This is a genomic window from Salinicoccus sesuvii (assembly GCF_042648145.1).
Lineage (GTDB): Bacteria > Bacillota > Bacilli > Staphylococcales > Salinicoccaceae > Salinicoccus > Salinicoccus sesuvii.
On record NZ_JBHRWV010000001.1, the window covers coordinates 184197 to 208520 of the forward strand.

At 43.1% G+C, this 24324-nt stretch carries 22 protein-coding genes; 16 read left to right on the forward strand and 6 right to left on the reverse strand.

Features of this window, described 5'->3' with window-relative positions; translation table 11 throughout:
* Positions 1–45 precede the first annotated feature (45 nt).
* Genes ACFOJ8_RS01005 through ACFOJ8_RS01015 form a run of 3 tightly spaced genes read left to right on the forward strand, consistent with a single transcriptional unit; the run spans position 46 to position 4331 of the window.
* Positions 46–1476, forward strand: coding sequence for a M20 family metallopeptidase (locus ACFOJ8_RS01005; RefSeq protein WP_380651450.1), 1431 nt, complete (start codon positions 46–48; stop codon positions 1474–1476).
* 33 nt (positions 1477–1509) lie between these two features.
* Positions 1510–3033, forward strand: coding sequence for an AbgT family transporter (locus ACFOJ8_RS01010; protein WP_380651453.1), 1524 nt, complete (start codon positions 1510–1512; stop codon positions 3031–3033).
* Positions 3034–3059: 26 nt separating this feature from the next.
* A complete protein-coding gene (locus tag ACFOJ8_RS01015) occupies positions 3060–4331 on the forward strand; it encodes an amidohydrolase (RefSeq protein WP_380651455.1) in 1272 nt (423 codons plus the stop codon).
* 93 nt (positions 4332–4424) lie between these two features.
* On the opposite strand, the gene ACFOJ8_RS01020 is transcribed toward ACFOJ8_RS01015, so the two are convergent.
* Complete coding sequence (locus tag ACFOJ8_RS01020; protein ID WP_380651457.1) at positions 4425–5327, reverse strand: DUF5996 family protein; 903 nt, start codon at positions 5325–5327, stop codon at positions 4425–4427.
* A 238-nt stretch (positions 5328–5565) separates the two neighbouring features.
* On the opposite strand from ACFOJ8_RS01020, the gene ACFOJ8_RS01025 reads away from it, so the two are divergent.
* Both ACFOJ8_RS01025 and ACFOJ8_RS01030 read left to right on the forward strand, forming a co-directional pair.
* On the forward strand, positions 5566–5868 hold the full coding sequence (locus ACFOJ8_RS01025; RefSeq protein ID WP_380651459.1) for a PTS sugar transporter subunit IIB: 303 nt from the start codon (positions 5566–5568) through the stop codon (positions 5866–5868).
* A 23-nt stretch (positions 5869–5891) separates the two neighbouring features.
* A complete protein-coding gene (locus ACFOJ8_RS01030; protein ID WP_380651461.1) occupies positions 5892–6173 on the forward strand; it encodes a PTS lactose/cellobiose transporter subunit IIA in 282 nt (93 codons plus the stop codon).
* 27 nt (positions 6174–6200) lie between these two features.
* Here ACFOJ8_RS01030 and ACFOJ8_RS01035 read toward each other — a convergent pair whose 3' ends face one another.
* Both ACFOJ8_RS01035 and ACFOJ8_RS01040 read right to left on the reverse strand, forming a co-directional pair.
* Positions 6201–6590, reverse strand: coding sequence for a tautomerase family protein (locus ACFOJ8_RS01035; RefSeq protein WP_380651464.1), 390 nt, complete (start codon positions 6588–6590; stop codon positions 6201–6203).
* A gap of 14 nt (positions 6591–6604) precedes the next feature.
* Positions 6605–7360, reverse strand: a complete 756-nt coding sequence (locus tag ACFOJ8_RS01040) for a DeoR/GlpR family DNA-binding transcription regulator (RefSeq protein ID WP_380651467.1) — start codon at positions 7358–7360, stop codon at positions 6605–6607.
* A 198-nt stretch (positions 7361–7558) separates the two neighbouring features.
* Here ACFOJ8_RS01040 and ACFOJ8_RS01045 point away from each other — a divergent pair, with 198 nt between their 5' ends.
* Genes ACFOJ8_RS01045 through ACFOJ8_RS01085 form a run of 9 tightly spaced genes read left to right on the forward strand, consistent with a single transcriptional unit; the run spans position 7559 to position 18174 of the window.
* Positions 7559–9031, forward strand: coding sequence for a CoA-acylating methylmalonate-semialdehyde dehydrogenase (locus tag ACFOJ8_RS01045; RefSeq protein ID WP_380651468.1), 1473 nt, complete (start codon positions 7559–7561; stop codon positions 9029–9031).
* A gap of 2 nt (positions 9032–9033) precedes the next feature.
* Positions 9034–9852 (forward strand): 5-deoxy-glucuronate isomerase, encoded by an 819-nt coding sequence (iolB, locus tag ACFOJ8_RS01050; protein WP_380651471.1) that lies wholly within the window; start codon positions 9034–9036, stop codon positions 9850–9852.
* Between the two features lie 2 nt (positions 9853–9854).
* The gene (iolC, locus tag ACFOJ8_RS01055) at positions 9855–10814 is read left to right on the forward strand and encodes a 5-dehydro-2-deoxygluconokinase (protein ID WP_380651474.1); all 960 of its coding nucleotides are present in this window, start codon (positions 9855–9857) and stop codon (positions 10812–10814) included.
* A gap of 4 nt (positions 10815–10818) precedes the next feature.
* Entirely contained in the window at positions 10819–12738 is a 1920-nt protein-coding gene (iolD, locus tag ACFOJ8_RS01060) for a 3D-(3,5/4)-trihydroxycyclohexane-1,2-dione acylhydrolase (decyclizing) (RefSeq protein WP_380651476.1), read from the forward strand.
* Between the two features lie 17 nt (positions 12739–12755).
* A complete protein-coding gene (locus ACFOJ8_RS01065; RefSeq protein WP_380651478.1) occupies positions 12756–13778 on the forward strand; it encodes a Gfo/Idh/MocA family protein in 1023 nt (340 codons plus the stop codon).
* Positions 13779–13794: 16 nt separating this feature from the next.
* Positions 13795–14682, forward strand: coding sequence for a myo-inosose-2 dehydratase (iolE, locus tag ACFOJ8_RS01070; protein ID WP_380651480.1), 888 nt, complete (start codon positions 13795–13797; stop codon positions 14680–14682).
* A 12-nt stretch (positions 14683–14694) separates the two neighbouring features.
* Entirely contained in the window at positions 14695–16287 is a 1593-nt protein-coding gene (locus ACFOJ8_RS01075; protein ID WP_380651483.1) for a solute:sodium symporter family transporter, read from the forward strand.
* Between the two features lie 19 nt (positions 16288–16306).
* Entirely contained in the window at positions 16307–17320 is a 1014-nt protein-coding gene (gene iolG / locus ACFOJ8_RS01080) for an inositol 2-dehydrogenase (protein WP_380651486.1), read from the forward strand.
* Complete coding sequence (locus ACFOJ8_RS01085; protein ID WP_380651489.1) at positions 17320–18174, forward strand: class II fructose-bisphosphate aldolase; 855 nt, start codon at positions 17320–17322, stop codon at positions 18172–18174. Before iolG ends, ACFOJ8_RS01085 begins: the two co-directional genes overlap by 1 nt.
* A gap of 104 nt (positions 18175–18278) precedes the next feature.
* On the opposite strand, the gene ACFOJ8_RS01090 is transcribed toward ACFOJ8_RS01085, so the two are convergent.
* The 3 genes from ACFOJ8_RS01090 to ACFOJ8_RS01100 all read right to left on the reverse strand — a co-directional run bounded on the left by ACFOJ8_RS01090 (position 18279) and on the right by ACFOJ8_RS01100 (position 22249).
* Positions 18279–19622: a YjiH family protein gene (locus ACFOJ8_RS01090; RefSeq protein ID WP_380651492.1), complete on the reverse strand. Its 1344-nt coding sequence runs from the start codon at positions 19620–19622 to the stop codon at positions 18279–18281.
* A 273-nt stretch (positions 19623–19895) separates the two neighbouring features.
* Positions 19896–21245 (reverse strand): PQQ-dependent sugar dehydrogenase, encoded by a 1350-nt coding sequence (locus ACFOJ8_RS01095; protein WP_380651495.1) that lies wholly within the window; start codon positions 21243–21245, stop codon positions 19896–19898.
* A 329-nt stretch (positions 21246–21574) separates the two neighbouring features.
* A complete protein-coding gene (locus ACFOJ8_RS01100; protein WP_380651498.1) occupies positions 21575–22249 on the reverse strand; it encodes a YoaK family protein in 675 nt (224 codons plus the stop codon).
* 446 nt (positions 22250–22695) lie between these two features.
* Between ACFOJ8_RS01100 and ACFOJ8_RS01105 the strand changes: the two genes are divergently transcribed.
* On the forward strand, positions 22696–23157 hold the full coding sequence (locus ACFOJ8_RS01105; RefSeq protein WP_380651500.1) for a TspO/MBR family protein: 462 nt from the start codon (positions 22696–22698) through the stop codon (positions 23155–23157).
* 457 nt (positions 23158–23614) lie between these two features.
* Entirely contained in the window at positions 23615–23959 is a 345-nt protein-coding gene (locus tag ACFOJ8_RS01110) for a DUF6176 family protein (RefSeq protein WP_380651503.1), read from the forward strand.
* The last annotated feature ends 365 nt before the right edge of the window (positions 23960–24324 follow it).

Here is a 24324-nt window from a genome sequence, read left to right on the forward strand (position 1 = left end):
GGTTGGGGACATTATTTTAATACATATGAAAGGGGATAGGGATTGATGAACACATTTGTAAATGATTACTTGAAGGAAAATAAGTCTTATTTCGAATCGGTAAGTGCATACATATTCCACCACCCTGAAACACGCTTTGAAGAATATGAATCGGCAAAGTTTCTTGCAGACGAATGTGAAAAACAGGGATTTGTTGTCGAGCGAAACGTTGCAGATATAGACACGGCATTTACAGCAACTTACGGATCGGAAGGACCTGAGATTGGTTTTCTTGGCGAGTTTGATGCTTTATCGGGATTGAGCCAGCAACCGGGTGAGACAACCTATCAGCCACTTGAGACAGATATTGGTCATGGTTGCGGTCATAATCTGCTTGGGACGGGGGCTTTCGCTGCGGCTTGTGCCACAAAAGCATATCTTGAGCACCATAACTTGCCCGGCAAGGTGACATTCTTCGGCTGTCCGGGAGAAGAGGGGGGATCCGGTAAGACCTTCATGGTACGAAAAGGTGTATTCGATGATGTGGATGCAGCACTCACATGGCATCCGTCGTCGACGAATGCCATTATGGACTTCTCGACATTGGCGAATTACCAAGTCTATTTCAAATTCCATGGACGCTCTTCCCATGCAGCACATACACCGCATCTCGGCCGAAGTGCACTCGATGCAGTTGAGCTTATGAACGTCGGCGTCAACTACTTGCGTGAGCATGTCATCCCGGAAGCACGCATGCATTATGCAGTGACCAACACTGGTGGCATCTCTCCAAATGTCGTCCAGGCACAGGCTGAAGTGCTCTATCTCATCCGTGCACCCCGTGTGGATCAGGTCGAGGAGATCTATCAGCGTGTTGTCAAGATTGCCGAAGGGGCAGCGATGATGACCGAGACCGAGATGACGATTGATTTCGATAAAGGGTGTTCAAACTACATACCGAACCGCCATCTCGAAAAACTCCTCTACGAAGGACTCGAAGCAGCAGGCGCCGGAGAGCCGAAAGAAGATGAAAAAGCATTCGCTAAAAAACTGTGGGAGACGTTGCCTGAATCTGTGCAACAGAATTACCTTGAGCCGATCAGTGGCTTCGGTTACACCGGTGACGGCTCGGAGTATGCCGGAAAATATCTGGCAGACACTATCTCACCGTATATAGGCAGAGAGGGCATACTGCCTGGATCGACAGATGTCGGGGACGTCAGCTGGATTGTGCCAACGGCACAGCTCTCGGCAGCGACGTCCGCACTCGGCACGATATTGCACTCCTGGCAGATGACATCACAAGGGTTAAGTGATTTCGCGAACCGCGGCATGCTTAGGGCAGCTGAAGGTATGGCGATTGCTGGTGTGCGTTTGTTCGAATCAAAAGAAGATCTGGTCGAAGTCAGGGAAGAATTCGAAAGCTTCAGGGAGAAGCATGATTACATGAATCCGATTCCGGATGATGTAACGCCTTCGAAACTAAGCGACAGATAATAAAATTAAAAAACGATAATAGTGAGGTGTCCTATGACAAAAAAGAAAGGCATATTTGCCAAATTCCTAGATGGTGTTGAACGGCTCGGTAACAAGCTACCGGATCCATTTGTACTGTTTGTTGCATTATGTTTCCTGATGATTCTTCTATCATTCATATTCAGTGTTGCCGGTGCGTCCGTTATACACCCAGGTACAGGGGAAGAACTTGGTATTAGAAACCTTATGTCTGGTGAAGGGCTGCAGTTCATTCTGACATCCATGCTTGAAAACTTTACTGGCTTTGCGCCACTCGGGCTTGTTCTGGCCATGATGCTTGGTATCGGTTTGGCAGAGAAGGTCGGATTGCTGGATTATGCAATCCGTAAGACAATACTTAAGTCACCGCCATTCCTTTTGACGTACACGGTTGTATTCGTGGGTATTATGGGTAACCTAGCGTCCGATGCAGCGACTGTCATCATCCCGCCGCTCGGTGCACTTGTATTCTACAAGGTCGGTAGACATCCACTCGCCGGACTCGCAGCTGGTTTCGCAGGGGCTGGTGCCGGATTTACCGCCAACCTGTTCATCGCTGGTACGGATGCTTTGCTCTCTGGTATTACGACAGAAGCCGTTGCGGTCGTTAACGACAGCATAGTCGTTACACCCGTTGATAACTGGTATTTCAACATCATTTCTGTATTCCTCTTGACTATTGTCGGTGGTCTTCTGACTTCAAAATTCGTCGAGCCGAGACTTGGTAAGTACAAAGGAGATGCTGTCGAAGAAGAGGAAACAGAAGAGCTGCCAAACGCGAAAAAAGGATTCTTTACGGCTGTTATCGCAGGACTGCTCTACTGGGCTATCATCATTACTGTAATCATGCTGCCAAACAGTCCACTCAGGAATGAAGAGGGAAGAATCATCCCGTCTCCATTCATCGATGGCATTGTACCGATCATCCTGATCTTCTTTATCATCATCGGTCTGGCGTTCGGTATCGTTACCGGCAAGATCCGTTCCGGTAAAGATGTTACAGACCATATGACTGAAGCAATCAAAGATATGGCCGGCTACATTGTACTGGTATTCGCCATCGCGCAGTTCATCGCATATTTCAACTGGTCCAACTTAGGTACATGGATTGCCGTCAATGGTGCTGAATTCCTGCAGAGTGTCAACTTCACAGGCATGCCGCTCATCATCGGTTATATTCTCTTCACCGGTGCAATGAACTTCCTGATCACTTCAGGTTCCGCCAAATGGGCGATCGAAGCACCGATATTCGTCCCGATGTTCATGCAGCTCGGTTATGATCCGGCCTTCACACAGGTCGCCTACCGTGTCGCAGATTCATCATTCAATATCGTAACACCACTGTTCCCATATATGGTCATCATCTTGGCATTCATGAAACGCTATGACAAGAACGCAAGTATCGGTACGTATATTTCACTGATGCTGCCGTATTCAATCGCATTCCTAGTGGCATGGATCTTGTTGATCCTGGTGTTCTACTATACAGGGCTACCATATGGTCCAGGTGTGTACACGTTCTTAGAAGATAGAGTATAAAAATCACCTTTAAGGAGAGAAAAATAATGACTCAGCTTGAAGAACAACTGATAGAATGGCGCAGGGATTTCCACCAGTACCCGGAACTCGGTTTCCTGGAGATGCGGACATCAACGATTGTTGCGGATATACTTGAGAATCTCGGTTTCGACATCGAGATCGGTAAAGCAGTCATGAATCCCGACTACTGCATGGGCAAACCAGATGAAGCAGAAACGAAAAAGCATTTGGAGTGGGCGAAGGAGAACGGTGCCATCGAAAAGTATCTCGGCTTCGTCTCTGGAGGCTACACCGGCATCGTTGCCACACTAGATACCGGTAAACCGGGTCCGACAGTGGCCTACCGTGTCGACATGGATGCACTGCCAATCTTTGAAGCGACTGGTGACGATCATGTACCTGTTGAAAAAGGATTCAGGTCGACGAATGAGAACATGCATGCATGTGGCCATGACGTGCACACGACGATTGGTCTCGGTCTGGCAACGAAACTGATGCAGAATAAAGATCAGCTTCAGGGCAAGATCAAAATTCTCTTCCAGCCGGCTGAAGAAGGGACACGTGGCGCACGTTCCATGGTAGAAGGTGGTGCGGTCGAAGGCATTGACTACCTGATCGCCTCACATATCGGTACAGGAGTTGCCCAGGATCACTTCGTTGCAGCGAATAATGGCTTCCTTGCCACATCCAAGATGGATGTCACTTTCAAAGGTCTCTCGTCTCATGCAGGCGGCAGACCAGAAGAGGGGAAGAATGCCATGTTGGCAGCAGCCAACGCTGCCATCAATCTCAATGCCATCCCACGCCACTCAGGTGGTGCGACGCGCATCAACGTTGGTGAACTGCATGCCGGCAGCGGCAGGAACGTCATCGCGGATCACGCCACAATGAAGATTGAAACTCGTGGTGAGACATCTGATATCAACGATTACGTGAGAGCGCAAGCTGAAGCAGTGATCGAGGGTGCAGCGAAGATGTACGGTGCCACATACCACATTGAACTCGTTGGTGAAGCGGAAAGTGTCAGCTGTTCCATGGAAGTCGCTGAAGTCTTAAAAGGCATTGCTGAAGAGACAGGGCTGACAAGTGAGCTGAGAAGCGATGCCGCTGCAGGGTCGGAAGATGCCACCTTCCTAATCAATGCGGTCCAAAAGCAAGGGGGTCAAGCGACGTACTGTGTATTCGGTACGGATCTCGCGGCTGGGCACCACAATGAGAAATTCGACATCAATGAATCTAGCATGATGCCAGCAGTGGAGACGTTGTTCGCTTCTGCAAAGAAATTGAGTAACCAATAATAAAGTAAGCAGCTGAGGATATATCCTCGGCTGCTTTTTCGTATATGGAGATTAAGTATTCAGCGAGAGAAGCAATCTCACAAGGGGTGACTTCTATCTTTTATTCTTATTCATCCTCAAGGAGCTGAAGCAGTGATCCGGGTTTTCCCACTCGAGGTACGCTTGTGATTTGATGAAGGAGGCTTTGAAGAACTGGACAATCTTTTCCTTATCATCTTCGTGGCGGTCATATTTCATTTCATACAGGTACTCTGCCATATCCGCTTCGAAGTAGCTACCCGCAGGGAAACTGTTATCAACTTCAAGTACGGTGTCGGAAACAAAAGGATAGGGCAGGACAAAGAATGTCGGATCCTTGTACTTGTCATCGCCAAGCCAGAAGCCGAACTCAATCATGTGTTCATCGAACGCAGCACGTTCAATGATTTTTGAATCGTCTGCGAAAGGTTCGGACTGATCATAGATTGCGATGCAGGAGACATCGAAAGTTCCCCAGAACAGCCCCGGCAATACTTTTCGTATTCTGAGTGGTGCAAGGAACATTGATTCCGCATCGCTGGCATACTGAAACCACTTCAGTATTTTCCGGGAAATCTTCGGATTGTAGTGATGGTGTGCTTCGTCATTTTCAAAAGGTGTCGTCGTCTTCATCTCCTGTGGTGTCGTATAGATGGAGATTTCTAGTCCAAGCGCGGAGCATGCTGTCATGATTTCCTCATAGTATGAGCGTATGGTTTTGCCGTCGGCAAGATCGATGGTTCTGTCGCCCGTGGCCGTCTCGACGATGATTCGGTTGTGGACCAGGTCCACTTCAATATCGAAAATTTCCTCATCTTGCTTCAGTAATCCAGTTGTAAATCCGCGCGGTGTAATATCCAGAACAACGTGCGCCCACTGAGGCTGCTGATGCGCATACTCAAGTTTGATTTTACCGATTATCTGAGAAACCAGCTGCAATGTTGTAATTTCATCTACATTTTCCTGATAAAAACTCATATACATCACCTCAAGACTATTATACCTTCCAGTGAAAAACTATAATATTAAATATATTAAAGTTAAAGGATTTGTAGGAATGTATAGTTGGCATTACTTAACAATAAATCCTATATATTATATAATAACTATGCTACTGAAGTTAGAAAAAGCGTTTGTGTAATCATACTTTATATAAGGGATTATCAAATGATAAATTAGAGATTCATAAAAATGTAAAAATATTGGAGGGTCAAATATGAAAAATATCATGGTTATATGCGAAACAGGGATTACAACAAGTCTTCTAGTTACCAAATTGAAAGAACTTGCTGATAAAGAAGAGACAAGCATGCAAATCAACTCCAAAGGCACAGAAGAAGGATTGGAGTATGTAAAGGAAAATAGCGTTGACGTTGTTCTTCTAGGACCACAAATTCATCACAAAACAGAAGAGTACCAAGCATCCACTGACGCAGAAGTATTGAAGATTTCTGTAAATGATTACAATAATATGAATGCCTACAGTATCTTTGAGCAACTGAAAGATGCCAGCTCTTAGTGAATGATAATATAAAAGTTTTTATGCCTTTGATTATGGATGCATCGCAATCCAGAACTTTGGCCTATGAGGCATTACAGAACGCAAAATCAGGAGACCGAGAAGCTTACAATGAAAAAATGAGCCTGTCGAGAAAATACCTGATAGACGCACATAAAAAGCAGACTTCTATTTTGAATATTGATGCAGCTGGATCTCCAACTGAAATGGATGTATTTTTGGTACATGCTATGGATCATGTTACTAACGCACAGCTTATACACGATATAGTCAAGGAATTGGCTGAACTTCATATGAATAAATAAAGCTACGCTCAGTGAGCGTAGCTTTATTTATAGGTCGCCAGTCAAAAATTGTGCTTTTCCTTCCCCGAAACTCCAGTCTTCGTCGTCGTTTGGAGAAATGGAGAACATTAAATCTGTCGACTTTATTCCACAGTGCGTTTCTAAAACTTCTGCGGTATTAGCATAGAATGCTTCAATTTGTTCTTTTGTACGTTTCCTCGAAATGACGTGAATCAATAGGAAATTCTCTGTCCTATCATAACCGAGCCCAGTGTCCTCCATGACCATCGTATAGCTCTTATGTTCGTGGACCAGTTGATAGCGATCTCTATAAGGGACTCCAAATGACTCAACCATTGCTTCATGTGTCACGTCTAATATCTGTTTGATTTCTTCCTCAGTACGTCCTTCATACATATGAAATTTAAGTAACGGCATATGATATCTCCTAACTATAGAGTAATGACTTTTGTCTTGGATTTCTCCAACTGTGTCCTGTAATCCTGTTTGATACTGTCGTCCGTAACGATTGTTTTTATACTTTCTAGATTGCAGTAGGTGTAGAGGGAAGTTTTGCCGAATTTTGAAGCATCGACGAGTAAGTAAACCTCATCAGCTCGCTTGCATACTACACTTTTGGTTTTATTCTCCAATATGTCGGTATTCGATGCACCGTTTGTAATGGAGAAAGCAGTAGCAGACATAAATGCCTTATTAATATTGAATTTATGGATTGTGTGATTTTCTGAGATGCCTGTGAAGGATTTGGTTGACCGTTTATATGTGTCTCCCACAATCAGTAGTGCGACATTTGGAAAAGCGACTGCTTTGTTGATGACTTCTAAACTATTTGTGATCAAAGTGAAAGAGAGGTTCCTGTCTACGTCGTCCAGCACATAGTGTGTGGTTGTTCCAGAATCAATGAATACAATATCATTTGCTTCTATATAACGTGAACAGTATACGCCGATCCTTCTTTTTTCATCCAGGTGGCTGATGTTTCTATCTTCATAGGCTGTAGTTTCACCATCCTTGTTGTAGACAACACCACCATAGACTTTTCTCACGGTCTCCATCTTAACCAACTCATTGACATCTCTTCTGATCGTATTGAGAGACACATTGAAGTGCTCTTTCAACTCTTCTAGAGAGGCCTCTTTTTTTTCCTTAATAAAATCTTCTATCTGATTAATTCTTTTAACTTTCATCACACATCACCTTTTCCAACTATCTGACTATATATTAACATATTTTCTCTTAAACATACTCAAAAATATATAAAATAATCAAAAGTTAATCAAAATATATTAAAGACTTGACTATTTATTTTTTGAATTGTAAGATTATAACCATAAAGCGATAAACAATTACTTAAATATGTAAGCGATTACTTAGGAGGAAAAAACATGGCAGAAGTTAAAGTACTTAAGAACTATATCAATGGTGAATGGGTGGAGAGCGAAAGCAAAGATCTGATGGAAGTAATCAATCCAGCAACCAAAGAAGTTTTATCCAAAGTACCGCAATCAACGAAAGATGAATTAAATCACGCAGCTCAGGTTGCTCAAGATGCTTTCGGTGACTGGAGTAATACTGCAGTCCCTAAACGTGCACGTATCTTGTTTAAGTATCAACAGCTCCTGATGGAGAACAAAGAAGAATTGGCAGAAATTATCACTAAGGAAAATGGAAAAAGTCTGGGTGAAGCACTGGGCGAAGTACAGCGAGGAATAGAAAACGTTGAATTTGCAGCAGGCGCTCCTTCCTTGATGATGGGAGATTCACTTTCTGCGATTGCGACTGATGTCGAAGGGACCAGCTATCTATATCCGGTCGGTGTGGTCGGGGGGATCACGCCATTTAACTTCCCAATGATGGTGCCATGTTGGATGTTCCCAATGGCCCTGGCGATGGGAAATACATTTGTTATGAAACCATCTGAGAAGACACCACTTCTAGTTGAAAAACTTGTGGAATACTTGGAAGAAGCAGGATTGCCTAAAGGTGTCTTCAACGTTGTGAATGGAGCTCATGATGTCGTTAACGGCATTTTAGAAAATGAACATATCAAAGCCATTTCATTCGTCGGTTCAAAGCCGGTCGGAGAATACGTTTATAAAAAAGGAACAGATAATCTGAAGCGTGTCCAAGCACTGACAGGAGCGAAGAATCATACAATCGTACTAGATGATGCCAACTTAGATCAAGCTGTAAAAGATGTCATCAGTGCTGCTTTCGGTTCTGCTGGTGAACGTTGTATGGCTGCAGCTGTCATCACAGTGCAGGAAGGAATATACGATGCATTTGTCAGTGCGCTGAAGAAAGAAGCGGAAAATCTCAAGATGGGCAATGGTCTTGAAGATGGGGTATTCCTGGGCCCTGTCATTCGAGAAGATAGCAAAGAACGGACAATCAAATATATCGAAGAAGGCGTCAATGAAGGTGCAGAATTGATTCTTGATGGCCGAGAAAGAGCATCCGATGAGGGCTATTTTGTCGGACCAAGCATCTTTGAAGGAGTAACAACGGATATGAAGATCTGGAAAGATGAAATTTTCGCGCCGGTACTCTCCATTATAAAAGTGAAGAACCTCAAAGAAGGTATCGCAATTGCAAACCAATCAGAATTCGCCAACGGCGCGTGCCTGTTTACAGATAGCGCGACAAGCATCCGCTACTTCAGAGAGAATGTCGATGCTGGAATGCTTGGAATAAACCTTGGAGTACCTGCACCGATGGCCATCTTCCCGTTCTCCGGCTGGAAAAACTCTTTCTTCGGTAGCCTGCATGCGAACGGTAAAGATGGCATCAATTTCTATACAAGAAGAAAAGTAGTAACAGCAAGATACGTATCTCCAGATTTTTCTAAGGAGGATTAGGAATGTCTCAACTGCTATACAAAAGGAAAGAACTGAAGTTATCCGAAGGGGTGACTTTAGTTCAGGACTTGAATAAATCGAATACTGATCTTCAGTACGTGCAATTCAAAGTAATTGAAATGGCACCTGGTGCAGTGTATGAAGAAACGTTGGAAGATAGCGAGCTGTGTGCTGTAGTACTTACAGGGAAAGTGGATGTCACGGTGGGTCAGGAGGCTTTCAAAGGACTTGGGACCAGAGAATCCGTGTTTGAGAAGATTCCAACGGATAGCGTTTATGTGCCTTCTAGGAAAACAGTTCAGGTTTCCGCCAATACAGATGCAAAAATTGCTCTATGCTACTCGAATTCGACCAAGGTGCTTGAAACGAAAGTCATTTACGCTGATGACAACAGCGTAGAACATCGCGGGAAGTACTCCAACCAGAGACAAGTACACAATATCCTCCCTGATTTCGTCGAAACTGCAGAAAATCTTCTAGTGGTAGAGGTCTATACGAATCAAGGGAATTTTTCGAGCTACCCGCCACATAAGCACGACCAAGATGATTTACCGAATGAATCTCTACTTGAGGAAACGTACTATCATGAAATCGATCCGGGCCAGGGCTTTGTATTCCAAAGAGTTTATACGGATGATAGAACACTTGATGAAACGATGGCAGTGGAGAACCAAGACTGTGTATCTGTGCCAAAAGGCTACCATCCAGTAGGTGTACCAGATGGCTATGATTTGTATTATCTGAATGTCATGGCGGGACCGACACGAAAATGGGTGTTTCATAATGACAAAGATCACGAGTGGATCTTGGAGAGGGATTGACAATGACGAAACTAGACTTGATTACGCTTGGAAGAGCGGCTGTAGACTTCAATGCGAATGAAATCAATCGTCCTATGGAAGAGACGATGACGTTTACAAAATATGTGGGGGGCTCTCCTGCGAACGTGGCGATTGGCACGGCGAAGCTTGGTCTCAACGTCGGTATGATATCGAGGGTATCTAGCGATCAGCACGGTAACTTCGTTGTGGACTATATGGATAGAGCAGGTGTAGATACAAAGTATTTCAAAAGGGATACGGAAGGTAGGAAAACTGGACTGACATTCACTGAGATAAAGAGTCCAGAAGAGTGCAGTATCCTGATGTACAGAGATAACGTAGCTGATCTGTATTTAAGTGTTGATGACTTTGACGATGACTATATCACTACTGCTGATTCCTTGCTGGTTTCCGGAACGGCACTGAGCCAATCGCCATCTCGAGAAGCTGTATTTCATGCTGTAGATGTAGCCAAGCGTCATGGTGTAGAAGTTATTTTCGAATTGGATTACCGTCCGTACACGTGGAAACGAGAAGAGGAAAAATCCATTTACATGATGGAAATTGCCAAAAAAGCCGACATCGTTCTTGGAACAAGGGATGAGTTTGACGTATTGGAAGGCGATAAAGGCTTATCTGATGATGAATCGGTTAAGCATCTTTTCAATCATTCTCCAAAGCTAATCGTAATAAAGCATGGTGTGAAAGGCTCCAAGGCATTCACCAGAGAAGGGGAAATGATCGAAGGTAAAGCGTATAAAACAGAAGTTCTAAAAACATTCGGTGCAGGGGATTCTTTCGCTTCTGGTTTCATCTATGCAATGAAGAAAGAAAAATCCATAGAAGATGCATTGAAGTATGGTAGTGCAGCAGCTTCAATCGTTGTCTCTAAACATAGTTCGTCAGAAGCAATGCCGACAGTTTCCGAAATTGAAGAACTGATTAAAACTCATGAGGGATGATAGTATGTCGAACACAGTAAGATTAACTACAGCACAAGCTTTGATACGGTTTCTGAAGAACCAATACATTAGTGTGGATGGAGAAGAGACACCGTTTGTTGAGGGTGTGTTCAATATATTTGGCCATGGTAACGTTCTTGGCATTGGACAGGCTTTGCAAGAAGAAGGTGGCGACCTCAAAGTCATCCAAGGGAAAAATGAGCAGGGAATGGCACATGCCGCTGTAGCGTATGCAAAAGAGAACTTTCGAAGAAAGATATATGCGGTCACTTCTTCGGTCGGTCCCGGTTCTGCCAATCTGGTGACGGCGAGTGCGACGGCGTTGGCTAATAATTTACCTGTGCTCTTCTTGCCGGGTGACACATTTGCAAGCAGACAGCCGGATCCTGTACTCCAGCAGATTGAGCACGAGCATAGTATTTCAACGACGACAAACGATGCGCTGAAACCTGTCTCCCGGTACTGGGATCGGATTGAGCGCCCAGAACAGCTCATGTCCGCTTTATTGCGTGCATTTGAAGTTCTGACGAATCCTGTCAGTGCAGGTCCTGTCACGATTTCTATTGCTCAAGACGTCGAAGGAGAAGCGTTTGATTACGATGCAGCATTCTTCAAGAAGCGTGTGCACTATTTGGATAGAGTGTCACCTACGGAAGATGCACTCTCGCGAGCAGCTGAATTGATCAAGTCATCCCAGAAACCACTGATTGTAGTAGGCGGCGGCGCAAAATATTCGAAAGCAGGCAAGGAGATTGCTGCCTTTTCTAAAACGTATGGCGTAGCATTGACTGAAACTCAGGCTGGGAAGTCGACAGTGCCTGCTGACCACCCTTACAACATGGGCGGACTGGGAGTAACAGGAACATTGTCAGCCAATAAAGCAGCTAAAGAGGCAGATTTGATCATTGGTATCGGAACACGCTATACAGATTTTACATCAGCTTCGAAAACAGCGTTCAATTATGACACAGCAAAATTCATCAACATCAATGTCAGCCGGATGCAGTCTTATAAAATGGATGCTTTGCAGCTTGTGGGTGATGCCAGATTATCCATTGAAAAGCTGACGAAGAAAATTGAAGGCTACGACAGTCAGTTCAGAGAAGCGTTGACAGGCTTTAAAGCGGAGTGGCTGGACGAAAGGGACCGTCTGTCCAACATAGAAGTCGATTTAGACGATGCAGCGTATCAACCAGAAATTAAAGATGCATTTGGTAAAGCGCAAATAGAAAAATACAAAGAAGCACTTGGTACGAACTTTGCGCAGACAAATGCACTCATAAAGTTGAATGATTTTATCGATCCATCCAGCTACGTTATCACCTCAGCAGGATCTCTGCCTGGAGACATGCATCGCCTATGGCATGCCTCTGTAGAAAATACGTACCACGTAGAATATGGCTACTCAACCATGGGTTATGAGATTGCTGGTGCGCTCGGGATGAAGCTCGCGCACCCGGATAAGGAAGTATACAGCATGGTGGGGGACGGAAGTTTCCTAATGTTGCATACCGAACTGGTCACTGCCCTACAGTACGATCAGAAGATAAATATCATGTTATTCGATAATTCCGGATATGGATGTATCAATAATCTACAGATGGAGAATGGCAGCGATAGTTTCTGTACAGAATTCACGCGGCCCGATGGTGATGTACTGACGGTAGACTACGCAAAAGTTGCGGAGGGTTACGGACTTGAAAGCTTTACGGCGACGAACCCAGAAGAACTTGAAGCAGCCCTTGGAAAGAGTAAGGTGAGTGAAACATCCACACTGATTCACATCAAAGTGTTGCCGAAGACCATGACAGACGGTTATGAGAGTTTCTGGAATGTTGGCGTTTCTACAAACTCATCCAATGAGAATGTTTTAAAGCAGGCAGAAGGCGTCGTTAAGAAGCGGTCTCAAGCAAGACAATACTAAAAAGAGAGTGTGACAGCATGGATACGATCAAAATTGGGGTAGCAGGATTGGGTCGACTCGGCCTAATCCATGCAGAAAACATCAGTGTTATGAAAGGTGTTGAACTTTTCGCTATCTGTAACTTGGATGCTGATTTCAACCGTGAAATTGCAGAGCGACTCGATGTCCGTTACAACTATACAGAATATGAAGAAATGATTAAAAACCCGGAACTTGATGCTGTCTGCATCGCCACACCTTCCGGGTTGCATACAAAACAGATTGAATTGGCACTCGAGAAAGGCCTTCATGTATTCTGCGAGAAACCGATCGGACTTGATACAGCAGATATCGAGAGAACCATCGAGAAGATAGACAGTCACAAAGATATGGTATTTCATCTTGGGTTCATGCGTCGATATGATCCGGATTATCTCTATGCCAAACAATTGGTTGATGCTGGAGAGATTGGAGATATTTCAATCATCCGTTCATATGGCATCGATCCAATTTCAGGACTTGAAGGCTTTGTGAAATTTGCCAAAAAAAGTCCAAGTGGTGGTATTTTCCTAGATATGGGCGTTCACGATATTGATGCTATCCGATGGATTACTGGATCAGAGGTCTCCAAAGTTTGGGCGAACGGTTCCAATAAAGCTGCACCGGAACTCGATGAAGTAAATGAACTCGAACTGGGTACCGCCACCATGCAATTGGAAAATGGAGTGACGGCATTTGTAGTGCTCGGCCGTACAGCCAGCCATGGATACCATGTCGAAGCAGAAATTATCGGTACGAAAGGTATGCTTAGAATCGCGGCAACGCCCGAGAAAAACAAAGTGACTTTGTTCAATGAGCATGGTGTCGTCCGACCGACGTCACAAAATTTTCCGGAACGTTTTAAAGAGGCCTATATAGGCGAAATGAGAGATTTTCTCGACTGCATCAGACAAAATATACAACCTGAAGTCACTGCTTTAGACGGATTACGCGGGACACAAGTAGCGATAGCTTGTCAAGAATCATTAGAGAAAGACAGCGTAGTAGAAGTCACATACTAGATGGGGAGAGTCGAAGATGGAAAAAATAAAATTTGGATGTGCGCCGATTGCCTGGACGAACGATGACATGCCAGAGCTTGGCGCAGAAAATTCATTCGAACAGTGCATCAGTGAAATGGCGCTAGCAGGATACGAAGGTACGGAAATTGGTAATAAGTATCCGAAGGATCCAGAGACCCTTAAAAAGTTTCTTGAGGCTAGAAATCTCGAAGTTGCAAGCGCTTGGTTCAGTGCATATATTACAACCGAAGATTTTAATGAGGTCGAAGAGGCATTCATCGCTCACCGGGACTTTCTACATGCCATGGGGGCCAAAGTCATTGTCGTATCAGAACAAGGATATAGTATTCAAGGTCAGATTGAGACGGCGCTTTTCGAGAATAGCCCGACACTTAACGGCGCTGATTGGAAGCGCTTTATAACTGGTTTGGAACGATTGGGAGATTTAGCCAACGAGAAGGATATGAAGATCGTTTACCATCATCACATGGGCACAACAGTACAAACGACCACCGAAATAGAGCAGCTTATGGCAGATACAGACCCTGATAAGGTAAGTCTACTGTTCGATACGGGACATCTCGTGTGCTCTGGAGAAGACCCGATGTATATTCTGGATAAGTATTTCGATCGCATTGGGCATGTACACTTCAAAGATGTGAGATCAGATGTGAAGGCACAGGTCACGCAAAATAAGGATAGTTTTCTGTCCGGAGTAAAACAGGGAATATTCACAGTTCCCGGGGATGGCATGATAGACTTTCAACCGATTATGAACTATTTGGTTGAAGCGGGCTACGAAGGATGGATTGTTGTAGAAGCAGAGCAGGATCCGAGTGTCTGCAATGCCTTTGAGTACGCAACAAAGGCCAAAAAATACATAGATGGACTCGGTCATAATTAAGGGGATGAATATATGAACTGGTTTGCAATTATAACTTTCGTTGTAATTTTAACATCAATCTATATTTACGCATATGTGAGAAGTAGGAAAGTGGATATATCGAATTCTGAAGGTTATTTCCTAGGTGGCCGATCACTTGTCGGTACCACTGTCGGAATGTCGATCATCATGACAAACTTATCGACAGAACACTTGGTGGGTCAAAATGGCCAAAGCTATGTGGCTGGTATGGAAGTCATGGCATGGGAAGTGACAGCGGCCATCGCAATCGTTATCGGTGCTTGGGTATTCATCCCCAAATATTTTAAATACGGAGTAAATACCATATCCGATTTTATTGAAATTCGCTTCGATACGACGACTAAAAGAATTGTCTCAATATTATTCATGTTTACATTCGTAGTTAGTTTTATGCCTGTCGTTCTCTATTCAGGTGCTCTTATTTTCAACAATCTTTTCAATATTGATGAATTTCTAGGAGTAAGTAGTATCACGGCAGCAGCGATTATCGCATTCATCATTGGAGCAATCGGTGTATCCTATCTCATATTGGGAGGTCTGTCACTCCTTGCCCACAGTGATTCCATATATGGTATCGGTCTTATCGGTGGCGGTCTGGTTGTTGCTGCCCTTGCATTGTTTGTTCTTGGTGACAGCAATTTCCTAAGAGGGATTGATACCATCATTACGCAAACACCAGAGAAGTTGAATGCATGGGGCGCTGTTGATTCAGCCATCGTACCGTGGCCAACGCTATTCTTCGGCATGCTCTTCAACAACTTGTATTTCTGGTGTACGAACCAAATGATTATACAAAAGTCACTGGCAGCCAAAAATCTCAAGGAAGCACAAAAGGGCATGATATATGTCGGATTCTTTAAAATTAGTGGTGCATTCTTCCTCGTACTGCCAGGTATCATCGCGTTTAATATGTTCGGTGGAGATCTACATATGGACTCTGCATATCCTGCGTTGATCAGCGAAATACTACCGGGATGGGCAGCAGGTATATTTGCTGCAGTTGTGTTTGGAGCGATCATGAGTTCTTTTGTTGGTGCACTCAATGCAACAGTCACACTCTTCAGCTTGGATTTCTACAAACCTGTCATCAATAAGAAAGCATCTTCTCAAGATATCGCACGTATGGGAAGATTCGCTACAATCGGTTTTGGTCTGTTGACAATTATTATCGCTCCGTTCATCTCTATCTTCCCACAAGGTCTTTTCGCGGTAGTTCAGGAGTTTAATGGACTATATAGTATGCCATTGCTCGCCATTGTTTTGGTAGGTTTCTACTCAAGGAAGACATCGTCACTCGGTGCCAAGGTTACATTTGCGTTCCACGTTGTCACTTATGCAAGTTCTAAGCTACTGATTCCGGATATCCATTACCTCTATGTATGGAGCGTTCTATTCTTACTCGACTTAGCCATCTTGGTGGCATTTAGTAAGTTACGACCGGAAAAAGACGACTTCGAGTTCGAAAAATATAAAAACAAAGTGGATATCACGCCTTGGAAACACGTACGCGTGACCGGTATATTGATCCTTATACTCGTTGCGGCAATGTATATCGTATTCTCACCATTAGTACTGGCAAAATAAATAGAAGGAGAAGTTCATCATGAAAAAAGTTACTGTAGGTGTCATTGGTGCAGGGAACATTGGAAAACTGCACATCAATAACCTGAAGAAGAATAAGAATGTCCGACTTAAAATGGTCTCAGATTTATATGCAGACAATCTGCAGAAATGGTTTGAAGATAGTGGTGTTGAAGAAATCACGAAAGATTATAATGATATTTTGAATGATACAGATATCGACACTGTGTTTATTTGCTCACCGACTAATACACACGCTCCACTAATCAAAGAAATCTCAGCAAAAGGGAAGCATATTTTCTGTGAAAAACCAATCAGCTTCAGCGACAAAGAAACAATGGAAGCATACCAGAAAGTCCAAGAAGCTGGCGTAAAGTTTCAAGTCGGTTTCAATAGACGCTTTGACGGTAACTTTGCTGAAATTAAAAAGCGAATGACGGAAGGCAAGATTGGTGATCTCCATATACTAAAAATAACTTCACGCGATCCAAAGCCACCTAATTTGGACTACGTCGAGTCATCCGGAGGCATGTTCTTCGACATGACCATCCATGATTTTGATATGGCACGCAATCTGGCTGGTTCCGAAGTGGTAGAAGTATTTGCACAGGCAGCAAACCTAGTGGATCCTGAAATCGGCAAACGTGGTGACGTGGATACGGCCATCATCACATTGAAGTTCGAGAATGGTGCACTCGGTGTGATTGATAATAGTCGAGAAGCTGTCTATGGCTATGATCAAAGAATTGAGGTATTCGGCAATGGTGGTGCACTTGTTGCAGATAACGAGACGCATACTAATCTCAAGTTTTACCATAGGGATGCTGTAGAAACTGATAATCCACTTCACTTCTTCTTAGAAAGATACAATGAATCGTTCGTGACAGAAACCGAGCAGTTCGTCGAAAGCATTTTAGAAGACAAGGAAACGAAAGTCGTCTTTGAGGATGGGGTCATGGCACAAAGAATTGCTGAAGCGGCCCAACGTTCTTTCGATACAAAGCAGCCTGTCAAAGTAAACAATCAAATGGGGTGATGGCGATGTTCAACATTTTAGATGACGCTTTTGATAAAAGCTATGCTGTTCCCCAGTTCAACATGAACGGTATGATTTGGTTGGAAACAATCCTGAAGACGGCAGAAGAATGCCAAGCACCTGTTATCGTCGGTACGACAGATCGCATCGTCGACACACTTGGAGGTTTCAGATTGCTAGTCCAGACTTTCAGGGTAATGAAAGAAGAATTGAACATCACTGTTCCTGCAGTTCTTCACCTTGACCACGGGCAGTCTGTAGAGCGTTGTCTACAAGCAATAGACGCGGGTTACGATTCTGTCATGTTCGATGGCTCTTCATTAGATATCGAACAAAATATCAAATCTACACGTCAAGTGGTTGAATATGCACATCAAAACGGCGTACCGGTTGAAGCAGAGGTCGGCAGTATCGGTGGTACTGAAGACGGTGTCTACAGCGATATGATGTACGCAGATTTGAATGATTGTTTGAGACTTGTGAAAGAGACCGGACTCGATAACTTGGCACCAGCTCTGGGTTCTGTTCATGGGAGATATCAAGGAGAACCTAATCTCGGATTTAAGGAAATGGAGCAGCTGCGAAGCCATACAAATGTCCCATTCGTTCTCCATGGTGCTTCTGGTATTGGGGACGCAGAACTCAAACAAGCAATATCGTATGGTCACGCTAAAATCAATTATAATACCGAGTTGAATATTGCATGGTCAGATGCCTTGAGGAATGTTTTGAACGACAATCCTGAACTCTATGCACCTTTAGAGATACTGCAGCCGAGCAAAGAGGCAATGAGTGTTACCATAGAGAAAATTCTAAAGCGCACAGGTGCATATCAACAGTCTAGAAAAAACTGATAAATAGACAGTTTGCCGTCAAATGGTAAACTGTCTATTTATGTTCAGAAAAATGATATGTATAGCTTCAATAGAAAAATACCTAGGGGCGGCCTGGGCATAGATCAATATCCGACGAATAAAAGTGCCAGTACATAAATGATTGGAAACGAGATAATCGTCCTCAGTATGAATATCGCAAGCAACTCCCATACGGATACAGGAATCTTTGATTTAAGGAGCAGAGCACCGACTTCAGAGAAGTAGATAATCTGTACAAGCGACATGGTGGCGATCAGGAATTTTGTGAACATGCTATCGAGACCGGACCCAATGACCGACGGGAGGAACATGTCGGTCACACCGATGATGAAGGCCGGTGCTGCCGCAGATGCTTCAGGAACATTGATGAGCTCGAGAATCAACTGGGTCGGGTAGCTCAGGTAGGTGAATACGGGTGTGTACTCAGCGACAATCAGGGCGAGTGTACCGATGGCGATAACAACAGGAATCAAACCACCATATATATCGACGACATTCAATGTACCATCTTTCACGATTCCTTTCGGACTATCGCTTTGTTCAGCTCTTCTGTAGGCACGTGTTGTTGCCGTTTTGAACATGGTGTCTTCAATGTCTCGGTCATCGATCTGCTTGCCCGTCACTTCATAGTATGTGTCTTCCTTTTTAGACAATGGCGGGATGCGAACCATGACGAGCGCCGTCAGTATGCAAGCGATGGCCATCGTCATATAGAACTGCAAGAAGTATTCCTCGATGCCGATGAACGAAGCGATGACCAGACTGAAAGGGATGGAGAGTACCGAGAAATTGGTTGCGATATTCATCGCTTCACGCTTTGTGTAGAATCCCTTTTCATACTGCTGAGTGGTAATCATGACACCGACCGGACTACTGCCCATCCATGAAGCCAGTGCATCGATGGAGGAGCGACCGGGTACTTTATACAGCGGGCGGATAACCGGCTCAAGAAACGTACCGATAAATTCCATCAACCCGAAGTTCATAAGGAGTGGCATCAGAAAAGCTGCAAGTAATAGCCATGTCGCAAGAATCGGTACGAGGCTATACATCATCGTGCCGCCAGTCGCGTCACTCGTGATTGCTTCAGGTCCGAGGCCAAGCACAACCATGCCGGCAAACACTGTACCAAAAACACGCAGTGTGAACCAGAGCCAGTCGAGGACAAAGATGTCTTTCAGTTTCTGTGAACTGGTGAAGGCATTGCGGTTGATGAGTGTACCGTATATGGTGACAATCAGGAAGACTGCCATGATGACAGCGAGTATTGCTGGAATCAGAGTATCGTAGTTGCCCAATATGTAATCGGCAAATATACCGAGGACGATGGTCCATTGCCCATTAAAGTGAACTGGCACGATAAAAAGAAGCAGGGCAATGATTGAAACTGTCCATGTCTTTATTTTAGTCTGAGTAGAGAATTGCATAATTAAACTCCTATTCGTATTTTTATTAATTATGTAATAATAAAGGAAAAAGGAGTTTGTGTCTATAGATTAGAGTGATTTTCATCATGCCGTCTTGATAGCTGCCCAATGGCCAACAAAAAAAGGAACAGACATTCACACGTTTCATGAATGTCTGTTCCTTTGATATCGCTGATAACCTCAATTGAATGTCATCGACAATGTTACATACTTTTAGAAGATAATGAATTGCTCAGAATGAATTTAATCAATATCAACATCATTTTCTGCTGTTTATTCACTTGCTGCAGTAACTCTGTAGATCAGACCACCATCAGTGGCTGCAATGAGTGCACCATCTTCGGTTACAAGAATATCACGGAAGCGTTCGCCTTCTTCAGTCAACAGACGCTCTTCTCCAACAATGAGGTCATCTTCAATGACGATACGGACAATATAGTTCGGTGCTAAGCCACCAATGAACAAATTGTTCTCCCATTCAGGAATTGCGTCGTTATCATAGAACGACATACCACTTGGTGCACTGGTTGGGTCCCAATAATATCTTGGTTCAACGAAGCCTTGTGCCTCGTGCTCTGAAATACCCTCGTTGATTAACTCACCTGTATACTCGATGCCGTAGGAAACGATTGGCCAGCCATAGTTATTACCTGGCTCAATGATATTCAGTTCGTCTCCCGCTTGTGGACCGAATTCGACAATCCATAAGTCTCCTGTTTCAGGGTGGAAATCTACCCCTTGAATATTACGGTGACCATAGCTGTAAATACCGTCCAGTGCGTCTTCGTCTTCGATAAACGGATTTGTATCTACGGGCTCTCCATCTTGCGTGATGTGAATCACTTTACCTAGGTAAGCATCTAAGTCTTGTGCACGTTCGCGAATCGGATCATCTGAACGCTCCCCTGTTGTTAGGAATAGATTGTCTTCATCATCGAAGATGATACGTCCACCATAGTGCAAGGTGCCATCATATGCTGGTGTTGCTTGGAAGATGACTTCAAAATCTTCAAGCGAAGTTTCGTCATCTGATAAAACCCCTTTACCGACAGCGGTTACCGTACCGTCTTCCATATCTTGAGCGAACGTCATAAATACTAATCTTGATTCGTCGAAATCAGGTGCAATGGTAACATCAAGCAACCCGCCTTGATCTTCGTTATTCACTTCTGGCGTACCCTCGATTGGTTCTGAAACAGAACCGTCTTCAAGATCTACAATAAGAAGTTCTGCCGAGTCTCTTTGCGTAACAAGTAGGCGGTTTGTATCAAACTCTTCCATGCCCCAAGACACCCCAAGACCTTCAACCACAGTTTCAACTTCATATTCCGTTTCAGTCTCTACTTCAGGTGCTCTTGTTTGTTCAGGGAATGCGGGTTCAAACTCAGTGACTTTTGGTTCAGTTTCTGCTGATTCGGTATCCGTACTTTCATCAGCGTTCTCATCCGTACTTTCTTCACTTTCTTCAGTTGCAGCGTCCGAGTCATCAGTCGATTCTGTAGCAGTATCGGACTCTTCAGTGGACTCTTCTTCTGAAGCATCCTCGTTGCCACATGCTGCCAAAGCCAACATAAGAATCAGCATCGGCAAAAACATCAGTCTTGACCATGAACCTCTTGTCATCGTCTTTTCCTCCTCTTTCCTGAAATGTCATATTGAATATATACTAAAGCGCGTTCTCCTGAATCCCGGTACCTTCTATCGGTTAAGACATTAATGCCATAACTAAAATATAGCTTTAGAGTAATTTTATCATAATTATCTGAAAATATAGTAATGATTTTACTTTTACGCTATAAATGAACTTATTATATTATGTAAAACCGCTGATTTTTGAACTATAGTGCAGAAATCAGCTGACTTGGTGAATTATTTATTACGATTTTATTCGTCTAGGATTTTTTGTCTTCTTTAACGAAGACTTTCCTCTCATAGTAAAAATAACCTTAAGGTCATTTAGCAGACAGAGTCGGATGGATAGCTGACCAAGTGAAGGCAATCAGGGAAATCAAGAAAGCGCCCCATAAGTGATAGACAGTATAGAATTGGATCGTTAGCGTTCCTACGCCAGCCCCTAATACAAAGATCAGAATGATAGCGCTCAGATTTGTTAAGTGTGTTTTGGCGGCTGAATCTCTTTTTAGAATAAGCTGATAAAGGTGACCCATTAGGTTTTTTGTATTACCGGTCATGATACCGTTGTTAACTGCTGTACCACGGAATTTACGGAAGATTGTCAATTCATATCCTGCAAGGAGGCCAAGAGAAAACAGCATGACGCCGCCTATAATTCTTTGCTGGAATAGTGCGAGGGCTAAAAGAAGTATTGTTTGGATCAGAAGATAATAGCTATACCTCTTCATTCCTTTCTTCTGATAGCGGTCAAGTACGGCTTCTCCTACAAATGCTCCAATCGCAAATCCGACAAAAGACCAGATGTGACTGCTCGTTTCTCTCCATTCACCGGAGAAAAGTTTTGCGCTCAAACTGATTAGATTACCGGTCTGTGCGCTGACAAAAACTTCGTCTTGCTGCAAGAATGTGTATGCGTCGATAAACCCCATCAAAAAACACGCAATTACAGTCAAGGTAGTGCTGATGTAGAGTGGTTCACTTTCTTTTGACATATGTAAGTATTGCTCCTTTCTTCAAATCCTTTTTATTGTATATTCATGAATCATTAAAAGATATATTACATTATTAATGGGTATTATTTAGAGTTCGCTTAGCTATGGAAAATTGTTTTCGCCTTGGAAACCACAGAAGAGTAGTAAGGAGTGATGGAAGAAAAGGCAGATTTTTTTCTTCGATCAAAGGCAGAGCAATTATCACAGGCCCGGCAACGGAATGTTCAGTATGCATAGATGACTAGATACCGGGGATTTGCCGGTCTGTATATATCTAGCGACGGTATATCGTTCACTTTTTCTTCTTCTATTTATTGATTTTTACAAAATACCTCATGTACCTGGAAGTTCTCTAATATTATCTAAATTTTCGACATCGCTATCATTATGTCTTTAACCTAGATATAGTATATACTTATTACCAAATTCTGAAATGAGGACATTCTATGAAACTACTCGAATTTATATTTCATCTTGTTACTCCGCTAATATTGGGTAAGACAGTCGGGAAACTATCTACTAAATCTGCACCCAGACAATACAAGAAGCTCAAACAGCCACCCTTTGCGCCACCACGTAAAATTTTTGCTCCCATGTGGACTTTTTTATATCTGACGATGGGATTGGCTCATGCGATCGTCAATAAAAAAGGCGATCGTAAGGCAAGCAGACTGTTCAAGGTTCACCTGATTATCAACTTCACTTGGTCATTTCTGTTTTTCCGGCTCAGAAAACGCCAACTCGCATTGGTAAACAGTGTCATGATCTGGGTTACGATGTACGCTGTATTATCAAAATTCTTCAAAGTGAGCAGACTATCCGGCATCATTCTGCTGCCATATACATTATGGACAACATTCGCAGCTTATCTCACACTGGGAAGTTGGTATCTAAACCGCAAAAAATAACAGAACTCTGATTTGAAATTTCAGAAGTCACATAATCATAACCCGAACAATGGATAACGAAGGAAAATATCCATTGTTCGGGTCTTTCTATGTACGTTCAATTATCAAAACCGTGATTAACACATAGCATTAGATGCCTAGGGGTTTGTTCGAGTACATTACCTTGGACTACTAGTATAAATATCAATGGATTTTCATCAGAAGAGAAAAAGCTGTAAAGACTTCTTCCTTTTTTTATTTTTTAGTTCTTATACTTTTTCACGTGATATCACATAATATAAGAACTAAAAAGTCACTTTATAATTTGAAGAATATTTGGTATATTTTTGAAGTATCGCTAAATTTGCAGAACGTATAAAAATATTATTGGCGAGATTAAAAGTAAAAACTGGATAGTGGGAAACTGCAATTTCAGACAAGGAAAAGTATTAGACAAAGGATAAAGGAGAGAATTGAAATGAATGTTGAGTTAACGAGATATCGTGTAATAGATGGGAAATCTGCTGTTGTTGACGAATGGTTGACCTTCTTAAACGAGAACATGGAAGATGTATTAGTTACTCTAGAAGGAGAAAAAATGTATGTAGAAACGATTTTTAGAGAAGTGTTGGATGGGCATGAGTATCTATATTGGTATGCCGTACAAGGCGAGGGTGGCATAGACGTTAATGATTCGACACACTGGATTGATAAAAAACATCTTGCTTTTTGGGAAGAATGTATAGACCCTTCGTTCAAACCTGTAGACTTGGTTACGTCAGTGGTAATGATTCCTTCTGCCGTAAGAGAGAGTATGAAATAAGAATTGAAGTAATGGATGAAACTTTTACATAATTCATAAATAAGCTTTAATGCCAATGGACATAACTATCGATTAAATTTATCGAATGATATTCCCACAATCTCGTTACATAGGCATGTTCATTATTTTATTATTCTTCTAATAAGCTTCAATTTCCAGTATAGCTGTATCCAGAGCATTCAATTCCTCTTTGGTCTGCCGATATTGACTTGAAAATTTAAACTCATTATTTTCGTTTATTATACTTGGTATTGAAGCTAGATCCAGTAAGACTTTGATGATACGATTTAATTCTCCGCATATTTCTACAATGAATATTTGTGTGCTTCGTAGCTCTAATCAGTGACCAATTGCAAGCAGAATTA